General features: G+C 55.0%; 17 protein-coding genes. 10 read left to right on the top strand and 7 right to left on the bottom strand.

Annotated elements, in window-relative coordinates; genetic code table 11:
* The coding region (locus GX147_02455) for a hypothetical protein (protein ID NLN59570.1) at positions 1–172 on the top strand (172 nt) is incomplete at its 5' end.
* Here GX147_02455 and sugE read toward each other — a convergent pair.
* Positions 162–476 (bottom strand): quaternary ammonium compound efflux SMR transporter SugE, encoded by a 315-nt coding sequence (gene sugE / locus GX147_02450; GenBank protein NLN59569.1) that lies wholly within the window; start codon positions 474–476, stop codon positions 162–164. The two genes, GX147_02455 and sugE, sit on opposite strands and share 11 nt — an antisense overlap.
* 134 nt (positions 477–610) lie before the next feature.
* Here sugE and GX147_02445 point away from each other — a divergent pair, with 134 nt between their 5' ends.
* The gene (locus tag GX147_02445) at positions 611–1,585 is read left to right on the top strand and encodes a polyprenyl synthetase family protein (protein ID NLN59568.1); all 975 of its coding nucleotides are present in this window, start codon (positions 611–613) and stop codon (positions 1,583–1,585) included.
* Between the two features lie 23 nt (positions 1,586–1,608).
* Here GX147_02445 and GX147_02440 read toward each other — a convergent pair whose 3' ends face one another.
* From GX147_02440 to GX147_02425, 4 genes are all read right to left on the bottom strand, one after another.
* Complete coding sequence (locus GX147_02440; protein NLN59567.1) at positions 1,609–2,808, bottom strand: aminopeptidase; 1,200 nt, start codon at positions 2,806–2,808, stop codon at positions 1,609–1,611.
* A gap of 54 nt (positions 2,809–2,862) precedes the next feature.
* Entirely contained in the window at positions 2,863–3,447 is a 585-nt protein-coding gene (locus tag GX147_02435; GenBank protein ID NLN59566.1) for an NAAT family transporter, read from the bottom strand.
* Between the two features lie 93 nt (positions 3,448–3,540).
* Positions 3,541–5,115: an NAD(P)H-hydrate dehydratase gene (locus GX147_02430; protein ID NLN59565.1), complete on the bottom strand. Its 1,575-nt coding sequence runs from the start codon at positions 5,113–5,115 to the stop codon at positions 3,541–3,543.
* 23 nt (positions 5,116–5,138) lie between these two features.
* Positions 5,139–5,951: a hypothetical protein gene (locus GX147_02425; protein ID NLN59564.1), complete on the bottom strand. Its 813-nt coding sequence runs from the start codon at positions 5,949–5,951 to the stop codon at positions 5,139–5,141.
* Between the two features lie 277 nt (positions 5,952–6,228).
* On the opposite strand from GX147_02425, the gene GX147_02420 reads away from it, so the two are divergent.
* The 8 genes from GX147_02420 to GX147_02385 all read left to right on the top strand — a co-directional run bounded on the left by GX147_02420 (position 6,229) and on the right by GX147_02385 (position 14,844).
* A complete protein-coding gene (locus GX147_02420) occupies positions 6,229–6,861 on the top strand; it encodes a cobalamin-binding protein (GenBank protein NLN59563.1) in 633 nt (210 codons plus the stop codon).
* On the top strand, positions 6,858–7,910 hold the full coding sequence (locus GX147_02415) for a methylcobamide--CoM methyltransferase MtbA (protein NLN59562.1): 1,053 nt from the start codon (positions 6,858–6,860) through the stop codon (positions 7,908–7,910). Before GX147_02420 ends, GX147_02415 begins: the two co-directional genes overlap by 4 nt.
* Positions 7,910–9,547 carry a diguanylate cyclase gene (locus GX147_02410; protein ID NLN59561.1) on the top strand — a complete coding sequence of 546 codons (1,638 nt, stop codon included), beginning with the start codon at positions 7,910–7,912 and terminating at the stop codon, positions 9,545–9,547. Before GX147_02415 ends, GX147_02410 begins: the two co-directional genes overlap by 1 nt.
* A gap of 272 nt (positions 9,548–9,819) precedes the next feature.
* A complete protein-coding gene (gene mscL, locus GX147_02405) occupies positions 9,820–10,221 on the top strand; it encodes a large-conductance mechanosensitive channel protein MscL (protein NLN59560.1) in 402 nt (133 codons plus the stop codon).
* Between the two features lie 235 nt (positions 10,222–10,456).
* Positions 10,457–10,756: a hypothetical protein gene (locus GX147_02400; GenBank protein ID NLN59559.1), complete on the top strand. Its 300-nt coding sequence runs from the start codon at positions 10,457–10,459 to the stop codon at positions 10,754–10,756.
* Positions 10,757–11,077: 321 nt separating this feature from the next.
* Complete coding sequence (locus tag GX147_02395; GenBank protein NLN59558.1) at positions 11,078–12,472, top strand: DUF1329 domain-containing protein; 1,395 nt, start codon at positions 11,078–11,080, stop codon at positions 12,470–12,472.
* Positions 12,473–12,813: 341 nt separating this feature from the next.
* Positions 12,814–13,776: an ExsB family transcriptional regulator gene (locus GX147_02390; protein ID NLN59557.1), complete on the top strand. Its 963-nt coding sequence runs from the start codon at positions 12,814–12,816 to the stop codon at positions 13,774–13,776.
* A 102-nt stretch (positions 13,777–13,878) separates the two neighbouring features.
* Positions 13,879–14,844 (top strand): hypothetical protein, encoded by a 966-nt coding sequence (locus GX147_02385; GenBank protein NLN59556.1) that lies wholly within the window; start codon positions 13,879–13,881, stop codon positions 14,842–14,844.
* A 211-nt stretch (positions 14,845–15,055) separates the two neighbouring features.
* Here the strand turns inward: GX147_02385 and polX are convergent, their stop codons facing one another.
* Both polX and GX147_02375 read right to left on the bottom strand, forming a co-directional pair.
* The gene (gene polX, locus GX147_02380) at positions 15,056–16,867 is read right to left on the bottom strand and encodes a DNA polymerase/3'-5' exonuclease PolX (GenBank protein NLN59555.1); all 1,812 of its coding nucleotides are present in this window, start codon (positions 16,865–16,867) and stop codon (positions 15,056–15,058) included.
* A 119-nt stretch (positions 16,868–16,986) separates the two neighbouring features.
* Entirely contained in the window at positions 16,987–17,622 is a 636-nt protein-coding gene (locus GX147_02375) for a hemolysin III family protein (GenBank protein ID NLN59554.1), read from the bottom strand.
* Between the last annotated feature and the right edge of the window lie 75 nt (positions 17,623–17,697).

Raw genomic sequence — 17,697 nt, 5'->3', positions numbered from 1 at the left:
TCCCTATATCGGGCGCAACCAACGTCAGGCACCGGATATCGACGGGGTCACCTATCTCCGGGGGAAAGGGCTTTCGCCGGGCGACTTTATCACCTGCCGGATCGAAGCCGCCGACGAATACGATCTTTTCGGGGTGACATTGATGGAAGAAAACCAAACCTTCAGGCGCTGATCCGCAGCCCCGCTATCCCCGCCATGATCAGCCCGATACTGACAAACCGCAAGACACTTTTAGAGTCCCCGAACAGAATAATTCCCAGAACCGCGGCACCGACAGCGCCGATTCCCGTCCAGACGGCATAAGCCGTGCCCAGAGGCAGACTTCTCAAAGCCTGGCCAAGAAAAAAAAGACTCAGGACCATGGTCGCAACGGTCCAGATTGTCGGCCACAAACGGCTGAAGCCATCGGTATATTTTAACCCGACTGCCCATCCCACCTCCATCAAACCGGCAACAAAGAGATACACACACGCCATGGTCATCCGTCTCCGTGAAAAATGATTTGCATCATAGCAGGGGGGCGACAAAGCCGCCACATGAATTGTTTGACATTTCCGGGACCTTTACCTATAGTCCCGCCCGTCATCGAATGTCCAAAGGACCCGGGATCATGCAAATACAGGACGTTTTTCGGCTTTACGCGGAAGACCTGAAACAAGTGAAGGCATACATGGAGAGCTCTCTCCGCTCCGAAGTCCGCCTGATTCCTGAAATCATCCGCCACATCATCGACAGCGGGGGCAAAAGGTTCCGGCCGCTCCTGCTGCTGGCCGCCTCCGATCTGTGCGGCTACAGCGGCGACCGGCGCTATCCCCTGGCGACCGTCATCGAGTTCATCCATACGGCCACCCTGCTCCACGACGACGTCATCGACGAAGCCGATGTCCGCCGGGGAAAAGCTTCGGCCAACCGCGTCTGGGGCAACGCGGCGAGCGTCCTGGTCGGCGATTTTCTCTACTCCAAATCCTTCCGGCTGCTCACCGAATACGGCAACCTCGACATCATCAGGCTCCTGTCCACAACGAGCAACATCATGTCGGAAGGGGAGGTACTCCAGCTCCTCAAGCGGGGGGATGTGTCCATTACGGAAGCGGACTACCTTTCCATTATCGATAAGAAAACGGCCGTCCTGATTTCGGCGGCCTGTGCCCTGGGCGGACACCTGGGGGGGGTTGATCCCGGGATGATCGAGGCGCTGGCCCGATACGGACTCGGGGTGGGAGCCGCCTTCCAGATGACCGACGACACCCTGGACTACATCGCCCGGGAGGATGAATTCGGTAAGGCCATCGGCAAGGATCTGGAGGAAGGGAAACTGACCCTGCCCCTGATCCGGACCATGGCCCAGGGTTCAAAAGAAGAGAAAACCCGTATGCAAACCCTCCTGCGGAAAACGGCAAGGACGCCGGAGGATATCGGGGAAATCAGGGCTCTCATCGGGCGTTACGACGGGATTTCCTACACCCTGGACAAGGCCGCGGCGCTGATCGCCGAGGCCAGGGAACGTCTTGCCGTTTTCCCGGACACGCCGCAAAAAACGGTCCTCCTCACCATTGCCGATCATATTGTCGAGAGGAAAATTTAGGGACCGGACCCCATCCAAAACGATTAACAGCGGAACTGGCCGTTGTCGTAAATAACCAGTTTCTTTCCGTTTTTAAGCGTCGCTGTAACGGTTTTCCGTTCGGTGTTGACCAAATCCCAATGCAGGGCCGAATCGTTGAACCCCAGCTTTTTCTTTAAGGCTTTGTCCATCTGCGAGATGTCGCCGGAAAAGGTATCCGTGTAGGACGCCCCCAAGGCGATGTGGGTGTTGCCGTATTCGCCACCGTAGTTTTCATCGAAGAGGGTATCGGCCATGAAGCGGTCGATCCGGGAGAAGCGGCGGTCCGTCAGGGAAAATTCGCCGACCCGTTTCGCTCCCGGGTCCATCCCCAGCTGTTTCTTCGTAAACTCATCCCCCCTCTCCGCTCGAACATCTACGACGTTGCCCTTCGCGAAGGACAACCTGACCCCTTCAACGTAATTACCGCTCCGATAGGAAGGCTGGTTCGCGTAGAAGGTCCCTTCCGTTCCCCGCCAGTCCGGAGACGTGAACAGTTCAAAACTGGGGATGTTATGCCCGGAAATACCGATCCATCTCCTTGATTCACCGGGTGTGATCCGGAGATCGATATGGTCCGCCTCGATATGAAAGCTTTTGACGGGCAGCGCGTTCAGCCATTTTTTGATTTTTCCTACTTCCTTGTAAATGCGTTTCCACTCTCCGACGGGGTCGCTCTCATCCAGATAACAGGCCCGGATCACCTGACGGGTATACTCTTTCAGGCTGAGCTTCGCCTGAGCGGCCAGTTCCGCGGTGGGGAAAAGGCAGAGGGTCCAGCCGTGAAGCCCCTGATGCTCTCTTGCTTCCATCAACTCCCGCAGGGGTTTGCGCGCAATCATGGCCCGGGCGATCTTGCGGGAATCGACACCCCCCAGATGGGTCAGGGATTCGGGCGCCCGGAGAAAAATCCGGCCGTCCAGTTTTTCGTAAGTCGGCTTGTCTCCGGGGGAAAGAAAAGAAAGCTGCCGATCGTCGGCTTTCTCATAAAAGCTCTTCTCCATGGCCGTCGTCATGCCCAGCCGCTGGATCGGGTTGAGGCCCAGGTCAAGGAGCCGTCCAAAGAGAATTTCCGCCAGCTTCAGGGCCGGCAGGTCATATTGCAGAAGCACCATATCCCCTTTCTTCAAAGGTTTCGTGCGGGCCGGCTTCAGGCCCCACAAAAGGACGTCGGCGTATCCTTCCAGTTGTTCTTGCGTCATCATCGATTCAATCTCCTTACGGTTTCGTAGCCGAAAAACCAGCCCGCTGTTTCGTATTTAAATTGATAATTGACTGATTCCCTTGATGAACATCTCGACGGCAATGGTCGTCAAAAGCATACCCATGAGGCGTTCGATGGCGATCAGCACCCGGTCTCCAAGCAGACGACTGATCTGGCTGGACAGGTACAGAACACAGGTAGCGAGAAACCATGCGATGACCAGAGCGGCAAGCCACTCCGGCCAGCGGGACGGCTCCCTTGCCCTGAGCAGCAGAACCGTCGCCAGGGCGGAAGGGCCGGCCACAAAGGGGATCGCCAGGGGAACAATCAGGGGTTCTCCCTCCGGGGATTTCCCGAAGATCTCCTCCGAATTGGAAAAAATCATCTTGAGAGCGATCAAAAAAAGAATCACGCCGCCGGCTATGCTCAGAGCCGGGGCGGAAATATCCAGCAACACCAAAATATAGCGGCCGACAAAGAGAAAACACACGAGGACGGCCAAGGCGATCAGCATCTCACGAATGATGATCCACTGTTGACGCCGGTAATCAATATGCTTTAGGATCGAGAGGAAAAAGGGAATGTTTCCAAAAGGATCCATCACCAGAAAAAGAAGCAGCGCCGCCGAGAATATGGACATGGGAAACCCTTTTTGGAGTGTGTGTGGTCAGAACAGCCGACAGGCCGGACTCTGAACCATCGGTTTCGTGAAATGCCGATATCCGGACATCGTCTAAATCAACACGGGTCCTTTGTAAATATTCCGCGGCCCCCCATGGACTCCCTTCCGGTCCCCCTTAAGGGCCGACGGCAGGTAGTCGAGAATATCCTGGGCGGTGATGCCGTCCTCGCCCAGGTCGGCTGCCGCCAAATCACCCGCCAGACCGTGAAGAAACACCCCCTTCCGGACCGCCTCTTCCACGCCCAACCCCAGACCGCCCATGGCCGCGATCACCCCTGCAAGCACATCCCCGCTCCCCGCAGTGGCCATACCGGAATTGCCGCTCAGGTTGATATAAACGCGTCCGTCGGGACGGCCGATCAGAGAATGGGCGCCTTTCAGCACGATATGCGCTCCGAGGTCTTTCGCCGTTTCCTGCAAAATATCGATCCGGTTCCACCTGATTGCGTCAACCTCTTTTCCCGTGATCCGGGACATCTCTCCCAAATGAGGCGTCAGGATCGTCTCACCTTTTCGTTTTCTGATGAGATCCAAATGGCCGGCGACCGCCGTAATGCCGTCCCCGTCGATCAACAAGGGTCTTTCGATCTTCGTAACCAGATCCCGGACGAGGTGCTGGGTTTCGTCATTCAGCGAGAGGCCGGGACCGATCACGACGCAATCCATCCGCGCCGACAGATCCAGCAGAGACCGGAGGTTCTGTCGGGAGATGGTCCCTTCCGGTGTTTCTTTTTGAGGAATGAGGACAATTTCACTGCCCTTCTGGGCGATGAACGGGGCCATCCCGACCGGTACGGCCAGGCGGCAATAACCCCCGCCCGCCTTCAAAAAAGCGAGGGCTGAAAAATAGGGCGCACCGAAGTAGGATGCCGCCCCGGCAACAACCAGGGCCTCTCCCATCGACCCTTTATGACCGTCCGGGTTTCTGGCTGGGAGTGCGATAAAATCGTTTATCTGGATCAGAAGATCATCCCGGTCGTACAATTCAGGCGGGAAGGATATGTGACAGACAAACAATTTTCCCCCCATCTCATGGCCCGGATAAAGAAGGTTGCCGACCTTCGGCAATCCGAATGTCACCGTATAATCAGCCCGGACGGCCACTCCCATGATCTCGCCGGTGTCACCGTTGACCCCCGAGGGAATATCGAGACTGAGAACCGGCTTACCGCTTTCGTTGACGAGACCGATCACGTCCGCGTAAAGCCCCACCACCACCCGGTCCAGACCGGTACCAAAAAGCCCGTCGATCACGCCATCACAGTGAAGAATGTCCCGACGTACATCCTCAACGGAACTGATCCTTACCACGTCGATGGGCAACCTGGACATGATCTCGTGGTTTGTTTTGGCCGCCCCTCTGTATTTGTCCGGATCACCAGAAATGAACACCTTGATCCTGCCACCGTCGGAAAGGATTTTTCTGGCCACGACAAACCCGTCCCCACCGTTATTTCCTCCGCCGCAGAGAACTACGAATTTCTTTCCCCGAATGCCGATTTCCCGGTTCAGGACGGAGGCCGAGGCCAGCCCGGCGTTTTCCATCAGGAGTTCCTCGGGAATTTTGAACCGCTCAATGGCATAGCGGTCCATCGACCGCATTTCCTCAACTCTCGCAACTTTCATGGCACGTCTCCCCGCGGAACCTGTCACCCGTTGAATTTCCAGCACCACGACAAAGAGGGCTTTGCCGGTTTGATCTGTCCCGTAATCATCGCGCCGATGATGAATCCTGCGAGCAAGGCGAACAGAACCACCATCCAGACCTTCCAACCGCGTTTTTGTGCGGCCATCGACACGCCCGGCCCTCCGCTGCCGTAAGCCGACAGAATCTGACAAAAACGGTAGGCCTCCTCAACCCATTCTCGGCTCAGCATCGCGGAGCTGGAAACGAGCAGGATAATCTCCCGGTCATTTACCATAAAGCCCCCCCGGGGTAAACCGGAAAGGTCCCGAGTCCCCGCTGTCCCGCTGAGGGAGGCAAGGCGCTTCAGAGAAATGAGGACATCACCCCCCTCCGGGAGTACCCTCGACCTGCCCTCTTCGGTCGACCAGCATTTCAAACCGGCGATTCCCGTATCGACCCGATTCAGGTAAATGTCCCGGTATGTATCCCCTGTCATGGACGGCCCGAATGAATCCACGTGACAGGTGCAGAATAAGGGAAACGGCAGGGAGCGGGTCAAAGGCAGCACAAAGGCGGTCCCGATGATCCGCCCCTCCCGGTCGCGGACATGGGCGACAAAAACGGGAAGCCCCCGGTAAAGGGCGGTATAACCGGGGGTGCATCGAATCGTCGACCCTGCCCCACCCCGTTTTGAAAAGGTCCAGTCCCTCGTGAGGCGGATACCTAGATCACTTGCCAAATCGGCCAGTTCGGCCGGGGTTTTCCGGCTATGACGGATACCCCCAAGGATGACCAGAATCAGGACGGCAAAAAAAATCAGAAAGACTGAAACCACATTTCCCCCTGCGGCCATTCAAGGCCGGACATAACATATCACCTGATCCCGGCACGTTCCAGCCTTGAATTTTCGGATTATCCACTCCGGCAGATACCGGATAACCACGGGAAAGAACGGAACCGGATCACAGTGCTTCCCGCCCGCCATTGAGCAGATTCTGCCGGGAGGGATCAAAATAAAAAACCCTTTCATTATGGTTAAGTGGAGATGGGCAAAACACTTTTTTTGTGATAATCATGTCGGGAAAAAGAGTTTCACAAAAAAAGGGGGCTTCATGCAAGAAACTTCCCGGCAATTTGAGCAGGCTCTTTTGTCCATCGACCGTCTCGCCGTCCGCAGAATGGCGGATGCGGCAAGATCGGAAATGAAACCCATGGAAATCGTTGACCGGCTGGTTATGCCGGCTCTCATACGCATCGGCGACAGATGGGAGCGCGGTGACGTCTCCCTGGCGCAGGTTTATATGAGCGGCCGCATCTGTGAAGAACTGGTGGAGGGTCTGCTGCCTCCAGATGATACCCGAGACGGAAACCAGCCGCCGATGGCCATCGCCGTGCTTGATGATTATCATCTGCTCGGCAAGCGTATCGTCTATGCCCTGTTGCGCGCCAACGGCTTTCATGTCAAGGATTATGGTCGTACAACGGTCTCGGATACCATCACCAGAGTACGGGACGACGAAATCCGGGTCCTTCTGCTTTCGACTCTGATGCTGAATTCCGCTTTGCGGGTCCGGGAAGTTGTCACCGCCTTGAAAAGGGCGAACCTGGACGTGAAAGTCGTGGTCGGAGGCGCCCCATTTCGTTTTGACGCCGGACTCTGGCGTGAAGTCGGTGCCGACGCGATGGGCTATTCCGCGTCGGATGCCCCGGGCATCGTCCGGAACATCACGGGAGATCTGTCATGAAAAAGGAAACGATGACCTCCATGCAACGCACGCTCACCTCCCTGGGACATAATGAACCCGATCGGGTCCCCCTGTTTCTGCTGCTCACCATGCATGGCGCAAGGGAACTGGGGCTTTCCATTCAAGATTATTTTTCGAAAGCCGAGCACGTTGCCGAAGCCCAGAGCCGTATGCGGGCCAAATACGGCCATGACTGCCTGTACGGTTTTTTCTACGCCCCCGTGGAAATTGAAGCCTCGGGCGGCGAGTTCATTTTCACTCCGGACGGCCCGCCCAATTCCGATGAGTCTTTTATTAAAGAGGCCGCCATGATCGGACGGCTAAAAGTCCCGGATATCACGAAAACGCCCTGTCTGACCAAGGTTCTGAGGGCCATTGAACTCATGAAAACCCGCGTCGGGGACGAGTGTCCGATAATCGGCGTCGTCATGTCCCCTTTTTCCGTTCCGGTCATGCAGATGGGTTTCGGCCCCTATCTGGATTTAATGATGGAGAACCCTGAACGCTTCGCGGAGCTGATGAGGATAAACCAGGATTTCTGTGTGGACTGGGCCAACGCGCAGCTTGCGGCGGGCGCAACGGCGATCTGCTATTTTGATCCCGTCTCCTCACCCGACATGGTCCCCCGCGATCATTTCCTGCGTACGGGCTTCAAAATTGCCGGACGCGTCCTGGCCAGGCTCAACGGACCGGTGGCAACCCACCTGTCCTCAGGGCGCGCACTCCCCATTCTTGGCGATATTGTTCAAACTGGCGCGGCAGTGGTCGGCGTAAGCTGTGTGGAAGATCTGGCTCGGATCAAATCCGCATGCCGAGGGAAAATCGCTGTCCTGGGAAACCTGAACGGAGTCGAGATGCGGCGCTGGAGTGCAGCCGAAGCGCGGCAAAAGGTCAGAGAAGCGATCAGCCAAGGGGCAACGGGGGGCGGCTTCATTCTTTCGGACAATCATGGTGAAATTCCCTGGCAGGTTCCAGAAGAAACACTCCTGGAAATCGGTGAATCCCTGCGGCGTCATGGAACCTATCCCGTAAAAGGAGCCCCGGCCTGATGTCCTCTAAAATGACAACGACCTTCGGCGTCTGCGAACATTTTCTGAAGGAAGCGGAGGCAGCGCTCGCGGTGGAGAAGCTGGGTAACGTCTCCGTGACGGCCTTTCCCGCCCGATGCGGACGGCCGCCACTGGGGCGGGAGGAAATCGTGGAATGGGCGACCGCCTCCGGTAACACCGGGCGGTTTGAAATTTTTGGTGGCCCCTGTCTGAAGGGTCTTTCCGAATTTATCTCGAATGATTACGATATTCAGGTCCATCGACTGGAGAACTGCTTCCAGATGGTTGCCGACTCCTTCCTGATCAACCGCTGCCTGGACGGGGGCGCTTATCTGACGACATCCGGATGGCTGGCCGACTGGCCCGACAATATGAAACGTTTCGGCCTGGACAGGAAAACGGCGCGGGACATGTTCGGAGAGACCACAAAAAAAATCGTTCTTCTCGACACGGGTGTCGACGACCGAGGGCCGGAGCACCTGCGGGCTTTCACCGGATATCTGGGCAAACCTTTCGAAGTTCAGTTCACGGGTATTGCGTCGCTCCGTCTGCTTTTTACAAGAGCCTTCCTGACAGGGCAAATGACGTTGCAGGAGGAAAGGGCCGAGGCGGAAATCAGTGAAATCAGAAAACAGACCGCCACATATGCCATGACCATAGATCTCATAGCCAACCTGGCCCGAATCGTAACCGAAGCCGGAGCCATTGAAGCGATGCTGGACGTTTACAGCTTTCTTTTTGCGCCGCGGAGGGTCTGTTATCTGAGTTTTCGGGACGGTTTACCGGACAGGCTCTGGATCCGGCCGGAAGAGGCGGTGGATGCGGCGGAAACGGAAACGATGAAAAAGAGAATGGCCGCTTTCAACGGGGCCGGGGGCTATATGGAGACAGAAAAGGGGTTTCTGGTGCGTATCACCCGTCGCGGGGAAACCAGGGGGGTGGTCGCAGTGGAAGAGATCGCGTTTCCCCGCTATATCGATCATTACTTGAACCTGGCCCTGTCCATTGCCGAAGTCTGTGAGCTCTCGGTTGAAAATGCCCAGGACTACGAGAAACTCACCCGGGCCCAGGACATGCTGAGAAAGGCCAACGAGGACCTTTACCGGCTTTCCACAACAGACTCCCTGACCGGAATCGCCAACCGTCGTGCCTACGATGAACACCTGGAAATCGAATGGAAAAGGATGCTGCGCAATGGCAACCCTCTGTCGCTGATTGTCTGCGACATCGATTTCTTCAAAAAATACAACGACCGGTACGGCCATAAGGAAGGGGATATATGCCTGCAAACGATCGCCCGGGTTATCAAACAAACGGCCCTGCGGCCCGGAGACTTCGTCGCCCGCTACGGCGGGGAGGAATTCGCGGTCATACTTCCCGGAACGAGGACAAAAGGCGCCCTGCATGTCGCGGAAAAAATCCGGACGGCGATTGCGGAATACGCTATCCCCCACGAGGATTCGGGGATCGCCTCCACCGTGACCCTGAGCCTAGGCGTCGCACAAATCGAGGCCTTCCAGGCGGTTGGTATGTCCAGTATGGCGCTGTTTCGCGCGGCCGATACCGCATTGTACGAGGCCAAGAGGCAGGGACGAAACCGTGTGGTTCTTCGCCTCGTTGAAACCGGAAATACCTGATCGACGTCAGTCCAACTCTCCCTTCAATACTTCAATGCTGCCGTCGAGCTGGAATGGAGGAATCTGTGCCTCCTTGTCTTTGACTTGAAAACGGTTTGGTAGTAATAGAATTCTGCATCGGGGGTACCCAAACCGCCTCAGTGGGCATGGCCAGAATCCTTAAACAATAAGTCATGTAAGGACCAAACTATGCCCGGGAGACCGGTGGCTTCGATTTACGGTCACCCCCTGACATTCATCATCGAACGACTAGAAAATAAGGAGGAGTCCAAATGAGCGTGATCCAAGAATTCAAGACTTTTGCCATGAGAGGAAACGTGGTGGACATGGCCGTCGGTATTATTATCGGTGGTGCTTTTGGAAAAATCGTCTCTTCATTCGTCGCCGATGTCATCATGCCCCCCGTTGGTCTCATGATCGGCGGCGTCGATTTTTCCAATCTGGCGATTACCCTCAAGCAGGCCGCCGGGGATGTGCCGGCGGTGACGTTGAGCTACGGTAAGTTCATCCAGTCTGTTGTCGATTTCGTGATTATTGCCTTTGCCATCTTCATGGTGATCAAAGCCATGAACGCCATGCAGAAGAAAAAGGAAGAAGCGCCGGCGCCTCCCCCCGAACCAACCAGGCAGGAAAGCCTGCTTGCTGAAATCAGGGACATCCTGAAAAAAAATTGACCCGGCTTAAGATTTCATTCCCCGATCTCCCTGCCAGGTCCCCTGGCCGGCGTGGCTGGACGAGCCGAAGGATGTGTTATTTCCCGGTGATTTGCCAGAGGAAAATTCACCGGAAGCCATGCATAAATACATTAGATCTTGACCCCCGGTTTGAATGGACGGATATTGTCTGTAACGTATTGGTTAGTCGTCTCAAGCGAGCCACGGCTTCATATAAAAAAGGAGGGATGAAACGTTGAGGGAAAGATTCATCAACACAGAAGAGCGAGGCAAGGATGAAGACAAGGTCGTGATCCAACCGAAACTCCTGGAAGGCATCACCGATCTCCGGGAGGGCATCGGTATAGCCGGATCCGGAAAGATTCTCTCCGTGGGAGACAAAGTCACGATGTTCAAACCGGGAGACGAGGTTGTTTTCGACCAAACGGCGGGACAGGACCTTCTGCTTTTCGGGAAAGTTCTCAAGATCCTCAGAGAAGACGAAGTGACACTCGCCGAAGAAAAACAACCTGATCTTCATGGGGACGATACGTAGGAAGCCCGCTTTAAAATTCCGGATCTGTCTCAATGAAATTGATGATAACCTTCCAAAGGGAAAACACCGCGACAGCAGGCAAACTTATCTGTTGTCTCCCGTCTGGGCGGACCCGGAAAAGGGACGGCCCGTACAGGTACCCGTATCTGGATAACCCAACCCCGCATCTCCCCTTCATATCGTGAACGCACCATAGATCATGGATGAACCCGGCAAGGGCGGTGAAACGCCTGTCCCTGTCATGCCGATGCCGCATCGGCAAGATATGCTTGACAAGACGGATCAAGTTTTGTTTTATCGCCTCTCCAGAGGAATTTGATTATGCAGAAAAACGGAATGACCCCGCTGCGGAGGTTGCTCGTCCTGGCTTTGTTTATTACGTCGGTATGGCCTTTGCCCGCCGGCGCCTTAACCGATCAGCAAGCCCGATTGGCCGGTTACGTCGGATTTGAGCGGCATCCCGAGAAATTTGATTTTACGGGTATGCCCATGAAGCTTCCTCCCAGCGAGGTGGAGAGGCTTTCGAACGGGAAAATCAAGGTGGGCATGGTCATCAACAAGAACAATGTGGACAGTATGAAGAACGAGCTGATCGCCCTGACCAGTCCGGGCATTTACGAGATGGTGAAACGGGGCATGGAGATGGTCATTGCCGACTACAAGCCCTGGCCCGTTCCCAAGGCTTTCGCCGCCGTGACCAAGGCGAACGCCGGACAGGCGGTCATCACCCCCGACGGGAATCTGAAAACGAAGGGCGGCAGGTGGTGGACCGGCGGCATTCCCTTCTTCACGGTGGACCCGAAGGATCCCCAGGCGGGTCTGAAGGCCTGGTACAACCAGATAAACACCTATGACGGCGACGACTTTACCCACGACTGGGTTAACATGTTTTTTGTAAACAGCAAAGGAAAGCGGGAGCGAGTCGTTGAAATGTCCTGGGATAGGATTTTTCTCACCAGCAGGGAAACCCTCTCTCCAAAACCCGTTTATGACACAAAAATGGAGAGTATCTTTTTCAAGGAACTTGTTTATGTACAAACTCCGGCCGATTTGCAAGGCTACGGCAACCTGACCTACCGCTTCAACGACCAGAACAGACCGGATGATTCATTTACTTACATTCCCATGATGAGACGAATCCGCCGTGTCACGAGCGGCCAGCGTTTCGACGCCTTTGTCGGTTCAGATTCATCAATCGGGGATTTTCGTACACTGGACGTTCCCATCGCCCGCTGGGATTGGAAGCTCATTCATGTTCAGCCCAAGCTGACCACGCTTTTTTCAACGGACTTTATAACAGAAAACCGGGCGACGCAGCGTCGTCATCCGACGACGGTGGGAGAAAAATTCCCCCGAATGAACTGGCGTCTGTGGCCCAATGTCCATGTAATCGAGGCAACACCCAAAACCAGAAAGGACTGCCCCGTGTACAGCAAGAAGGTTCTCTGGTCCATGGGCGGAAACTGGAAGAGCGGTCTGGCCGACGCCTATGACCTGGAGGGCAAACTCTGGAAGACGACACAAAATTATTTCTACGGATACGGAAACGGCAGGGTCCTTGACCTTTATTCCCACTACGAGACGGATTTTTATACCTACGATCACCAAAGGGACCACGCCTCCCCCTGGCACATCGATCTCCCCTTCCGAAAGTTCAATGTGGGCTTCCCTGCGGAAAGATTCTCGACCAAATATCTTCAGCGGTACGGACATTAAAAATTTTACCCGGGAACAAAACCTCGAGGTCATAGACATCGAAGGGGGCGATTGAATATGCTGTCTTGAAAAAGCATCCTCCTTCGGAGAAGCACTTGACACCACAGATGACTTACCATATAGATTTCACACCATAGCCCTATGATGACCGTCCGGAATAATGCACCATATTTATAAATATATTGAATATAAAGACAACTTTTCGAAACGCCGCGTGAATATCAAAATCGTCTCTCTCGCCGTCGCCGATGTGGGGTCCGCTGCAAAAACACCGGACGACGGGTCTTCCATATTTCGGAAAGAGAAAATAAATCAGAAGCCATCCCGAAGGAGGATATCTCATGGTTCAGGAAATTACCCTGCAGTCACTGGACGCAGACCGTTTCATCGATGAACGCGTCAAGGAAATTCAGGATGTTGTCGGGGACGGCATCGCCATCAACGCCCTCTCAGGAGGCGTCGATTCATCGGTAGTCACCATGATCGGGCATCGCGCCCTGGGGAAACGCCTGCGCTCCATTTTTGTTGACAACGGTGTCATGCGGGCCGGGGAAGCCGAGCAGGTAGTCGGTTTTTTTCGCAGCCTGGGGGTACCCGTCGAAGTCTGTGACGCAAAAGCCGAATTTTTCGCCGCCCTCAAGGGACTGACTGATCCAGAGGAAAAGCGCGAAGCCGTAACCCAGACTTTTTATAGAAACGTCTTCGGGCGTGTCGTCAGGGAAAGCGGTGCCCGGTATCTTCTCCAGGGCACGATCCTCACCGACGTGGATGAAACCGTAGCGGGCATCAAACGCCAACACAATGTGTTTGTACAACTCGGCATCGATCCGCAGGCGGCTTTCGGATACAAAATCATCGAGCCCCTGCTACGGTTGAGAAAGGACGGTGTCCGGGCCGTCGGCAAGGCGCTGGGCCTGCCTTCGGAGTTGTTCACCCGGATTCCCTTCCCGGGTCCCGCTCTGGCCACACGAATCATCGGGGAAGTCACGCCGGATAAGATTGAAACGCTTCGCCGGGCGACAATTATCGTCGAAAAGCACCTCAAAGGAATCGACGCATTCCAATACCTCGCCATTCTGCATGAAGATCGCGTCACGGGCATGCGTGATGGGAAACGGGAATTCGGCATGCAGATTGAAGTCCGTTGCTGGGACAGCATCGACGCCCGTACGGCGACACCGACGCGCCTTTCCTTCGATATTCTGGATGCCTTGGCCCGGGAAATTACATCAGATATTCCCGGGGTGGTCAGCGTTACTTACAACATCGCCACCAAGCCCCCCTCGACGATTGAGGCGATCTGACTTTTTCTTACACATACGTTACGGGGTGATGCGCGACCGGAAAAGGATGGACCCGATCATGGTTGTACCGTAACACGGCCCATCTTACTTGAGGAATGAGTCATGGTTTTTCAAAAAATTAGCAGGGTGACGTTCTTTATCCTCTCCCTGGTCTGCTTTGTCATGGCATCTGTGGCGGTGGCGGAAAAGCCTCTGAATATCGCCCTTGTATTGTGGCGGGGTGAAACGGACGCGGAAAGGGGATTTCGGGATGCCCTGAGGGAACTGGGCTATCACGCAAACTACACCACCCTCAACGCGGATCAGAACCTGGACAGACTATCGGACCTTCTGAAAACATTAAACCCTAATGATTATCAGTATCTTTATACATTCGGTGCACCGGTTTCCCTGATGATCAAAAAGGATTTTCAGGGCGTCACCCCTCAGGTGTTTACCACAGTCCTATATCCCGCGGAATCCGGTCTGGTTCAGAACCTGTTCCGTCCGGGCGTCAATATCAGTGGTGCGTCCCATTTTATTCCGATGGCAATACAGCTTGACACGGCATTGAGCCTGCTTGACTTCTCCAGCCTGGGCGTCTTCTACAATCCCAGGGATGCAAATTCCGCAAAAACCATCCAAGAAATCCGCAACGTGTCGATAGAACGAGGTTTTTCCCTCAAGACTTATCCCGTCAGACCGGGAACCGACCGGCTGAACAAGTATCTGCGGTTACTCGAAAAGGGTGTCATCGACGTCGACGCGGTTTATCTCCCCTCGGACAGCTACATTGTCTCGCAAAGCCAGGCCATCGCAAAAACGCTGAAGAGGGCAAAAATACCGGGCTTTGCATCCGTCGAGGATTGTGTGAAGAAAGGAATCCTCTTTGGAGTCACCACGAATTATTATGATGTCGGAAGGGCGGCCGCGGCCATTGTGGATCAAGTGGAGCGTGGCAAGGCCCTCTCCGCGGTTCCAGTCAGCCTCCCCCAAAAGAACTCTTTGTTGATCAACAAAACGACTGCCCGGGCACTGGGGTTCAAACCGGACCGAAAACTGACCGGCAACGCCCGCTGGATTGAATAGGCTGACCGCGGCGTGTCTTTCAGCAGCGCTTTACGTCGTTCCAAAAACAGATCTCGACAGAAAACATGAGGAAAGAGACAGGGGCTGTCATCTATGGAGCCGTCTCCTTTTGCCTGTACCGGCATACCCCAGGGCTTTGGCACGCCGACGCCAAACCACCTCCCGGACATCATCAGCCCGATCAATCGGAAGCGGCCGCCCAGACGCCGGATTATCGCGTTTTCATCCGGGCCAGAAATTGGGCGACCTCCGGTGCGGACAAGGTGTTGATACAGTCCTGTGCCCCGATCCAGCCCTTGCGGGCGATCTTGATTCCCAGAGGCAAATAACCGAAGGCTTCCCGATGGTGGATATCGCTCCCAAGGGCAATTTTCACCCCTTTACGTCTGGCGACGATGCAGTTGCGCCAGTCGAGATCCAGGCGTTCGGGGTTGATATTCAATTCCAGCACCTTCCCCCCCTCGGCCGCGGCGTCGATCACCTCGGTCATATTCACCTGATAAGCCTCACGGGCCAAAAGCAGGCGTCCGGTCGGGTGGGCGAGAATGGTGGTAAACGGGTTCATCAGGGCCTTGACGATCCGCCGGGTCATTTCCGCCTCGGACATGCCGAAATGGGAATGCACGGCGGCAATCACAAAATCGAATCCGGCCAGAACCTCATTCACATAGTCAAGCCGGCCGTCGGGGAGTATGTCCGACTCGATGCCCTTGAAGATACGGAAGGGAGCATGTTCGAGGTTCAACTCGTCAATTCGCTGACGCTGTGCCAAAACGGCCTCCGTGGAAAGGCCGCCGGGATAAAAGGCGGATCCGCTGTGGTCGCTGATCCCGATATAGTCATACCCTTGTTCTTTTGCCAGCTTCACCAGAGTCTCCAGGGATTCGGCTCCGTCACTGGCCCGGGTATGGATATGGAAAAGGCCCCGGATGTCCCTTTCCTCGATCAGCCGGGGCAATTCATTCTTTTCGGCCGCTTCAATCTCGCCCATGTTCTCGCGTAGTTCCGGCGGAATGAAGGCCAATCCCAAAGTGCGGAAAATGTCACGTTCACTCTCACAGGGAATGCTCTCCTTTCCCCGGAAGAGACCATATTCGTTCAGCTTGAACCCGAGCTGCTTCGCCCGGCTTCGCATGGCCGCATTGTGTTCCCGGCTACCTGTAAAATGGTGCAGGGCATAGGGGAATTCGGCCGGAGAAACGATGCGAAGATCGCAATTGACGCCCGAGGTTAAAACAACGCTGACTTTCGTTTTGCCCCTGGCGAGTGTGGACTCGACGACAGGCAGGGCAACGAAATCATCGGCAAGGCCCCCCGGCGACTGTGACATGGCCAGAAGATCGATATCCTTGACCGTTTCATAGCCGCGCCGCAGGGAACCGCCCAACCGGGCCGCGCCCACCTCCTTACGGCTCGCCAGAAATTTCAGAAGCTCCGTACCTTCACCAATGACTTCCGGATAAAGCCGCCGCTCCCGGTATCGCCGCATATGCCGGATGCCTTCCAGGATCTTCGCCTGGGTTTTACGACCAAATCCCGATAGTTCGATCAAACGGTTTTCCTTGCAGGCATATTCCAGTTCCCCGACTGTCTCAATATTCAGATGATCATAAAGGGTTTTGATTTTTTTCGGCCCCAGGCCGGGGATACGTAGCATTTCGAAATGGCCCAGTGGAATGGAGGCCTTCAGATGCTCATAATACTCAAGCCGCCCCGTCCTGACGAGTTCTTCGATTTTCTTCCCGATCGCTCCCCCCACGCCTCTGATCGTCCCCAGTTTTTCTTCTTCCACCAGATCTGTAAGATCCTCTTCCAGGAGTTTGAGGTTCCGCGCCACCGCTTCATAGGAACGGGCCTTGAAGGGATTCTCCCCTTTCAGCTCCAGCATCAGGGCAATTTCTTCAAAGATTTTGATTATTTCATCGGTTGTTATTCCAGACACCTTTGCCTCACAACGATAAACCTCTTGAATAATATTTTGACGTCCGCAATTTTTCCAATTGCGATTACTGCCATGCGACATGGGTCCGACGGATCAAAAGTCTCTGGCGGGTATATGTCGATTATGGGCGCCTCGGTCCCGGAACCGGTGGGTCCGCCCACCTTTCCCGTATCCCATGAAAACCGGAAGCCGGCTGGCTGTCAAGCGACATAAACCAACACGGTCACGTAGTGGCAGGCGCTGCCGCCCAGGACAAAGAGATGCCATATGCCGTGGGCGGGCCATAGTTTCTTGTCGACGGCATAGAAAAAAACACCGGACGTATAGAGGACCCCGCCGAATAAAAGCCAAAGAAAACCGGGCATCGGAAGCGCCTGCAGCAAGGGAGCCGAAGCGAAAATGATCAACCAGCCCGCACAAATATAAATGAGAATCGGCAGCAATCTTTTTCTATGGTGAAGAAATACATCCACGACAATCCCGATCGCCGCAAGACCCCAGACCACAGCAAAGATGGACCAGCCCCAGGCACCCCGGAGGGTGACCAGGGTAAATGGCGTGTAGGTCCCCGCGATCAGAAGAAAAATGGCGGTGTGGTCGAAATAACGGAACACCTTCTTGGCCCGCCCCTTCAGGCCGTGGTAAAGCGAGGAAAAAACGTAGAGCAGAACCAGTGTCGCCCCGTAGATGCTGAAGCTGACAATCTTCCAGGGATCGCCCTGGAGCGACGCGACAACGACCAGAACAACCAATCCCGCCACGGCCACGACAGAGCCGATGGCATGGGTCAGGGTGTTGAAAAGTTCGTTTTTTTGTGTGGCCTTGAGGTCCAACATAAATTTCTTATCCTAAAAATTCGATCTCGGACTGATTCCTGTCCCCACTATGAAACATGTACACCGTGTTTTTTC

It is taken from the genome of Deltaproteobacteria bacterium, from assembly GCA_012522415.1.
Lineage (GTDB): Bacteria > Desulfobacterota > Syntrophia > Syntrophales > JAAYKM01 > JAAYKM01.
Note: the sequence above shows the minus strand (reverse complement) of the source record. Positions and strands in the feature narration are given on the sequence as shown.

Excerpts from the sequence above, each read along its gene's own strand:
- polX (NLN59555.1), bottom strand. The coding sequence starts at position 16,867 with ATGTCGCATGGCAGTAATCGCAATTGGAAAAATTGCGGACGTCAAAAT.
- GX147_02435 (NLN59566.1), bottom strand. The coding sequence starts at position 3,447 with ATGTCCATATTCTCGGCGGCGCTGCTTCTTTTTCTGGTGATGGATCCT.
- GX147_02410 (NLN59561.1), top strand. The coding sequence starts at position 7,910 with ATGTCCTCTAAAATGACAACGACCTTCGGCGTCTGCGAACATTTTCTG.
- mscL (NLN59560.1), top strand. The coding sequence starts at position 9,820 with ATGAGCGTGATCCAAGAATTCAAGACTTTTGCCATGAGAGGAAACGTG.
- sugE (NLN59569.1), bottom strand. The coding sequence starts at position 476 with ATGGCGTGTGTGTATCTCTTTGTTGCCGGTTTGATGGAGGTGGGATGG.
- GX147_02415 (NLN59562.1), top strand. The coding sequence starts at position 6,858 with ATGAAAAAGGAAACGATGACCTCCATGCAACGCACGCTCACCTCCCTG.
- GX147_02390 (NLN59557.1), top strand. The coding sequence starts at position 12,814 with ATGGTTCAGGAAATTACCCTGCAGTCACTGGACGCAGACCGTTTCATC.
- GX147_02430 (NLN59565.1), bottom strand. The coding sequence starts at position 5,115 with ATGAAAGTTGCGAGAGTTGAGGAAATGCGGTCGATGGACCGCTATGCC.
- GX147_02385 (NLN59556.1), top strand. The coding sequence starts at position 13,879 with ATGGTTTTTCAAAAAATTAGCAGGGTGACGTTCTTTATCCTCTCCCTG.
- GX147_02445 (NLN59568.1), top strand. The coding sequence starts at position 611 with ATGCAAATACAGGACGTTTTTCGGCTTTACGCGGAAGACCTGAAACAA.
- GX147_02420 (NLN59563.1), top strand. The coding sequence starts at position 6,229 with ATGCAAGAAACTTCCCGGCAATTTGAGCAGGCTCTTTTGTCCATCGAC.
- GX147_02440 (NLN59567.1), bottom strand. The coding sequence starts at position 2,808 with ATGATGACGCAAGAACAACTGGAAGGATACGCCGACGTCCTTTTGTGG.
- GX147_02375 (NLN59554.1), bottom strand. The coding sequence starts at position 17,622 with ATGTTGGACCTCAAGGCCACACAAAAAAACGAACTTTTCAACACCCTG.
- GX147_02395 (NLN59558.1), top strand. The coding sequence starts at position 11,078 with ATGCAGAAAAACGGAATGACCCCGCTGCGGAGGTTGCTCGTCCTGGCT.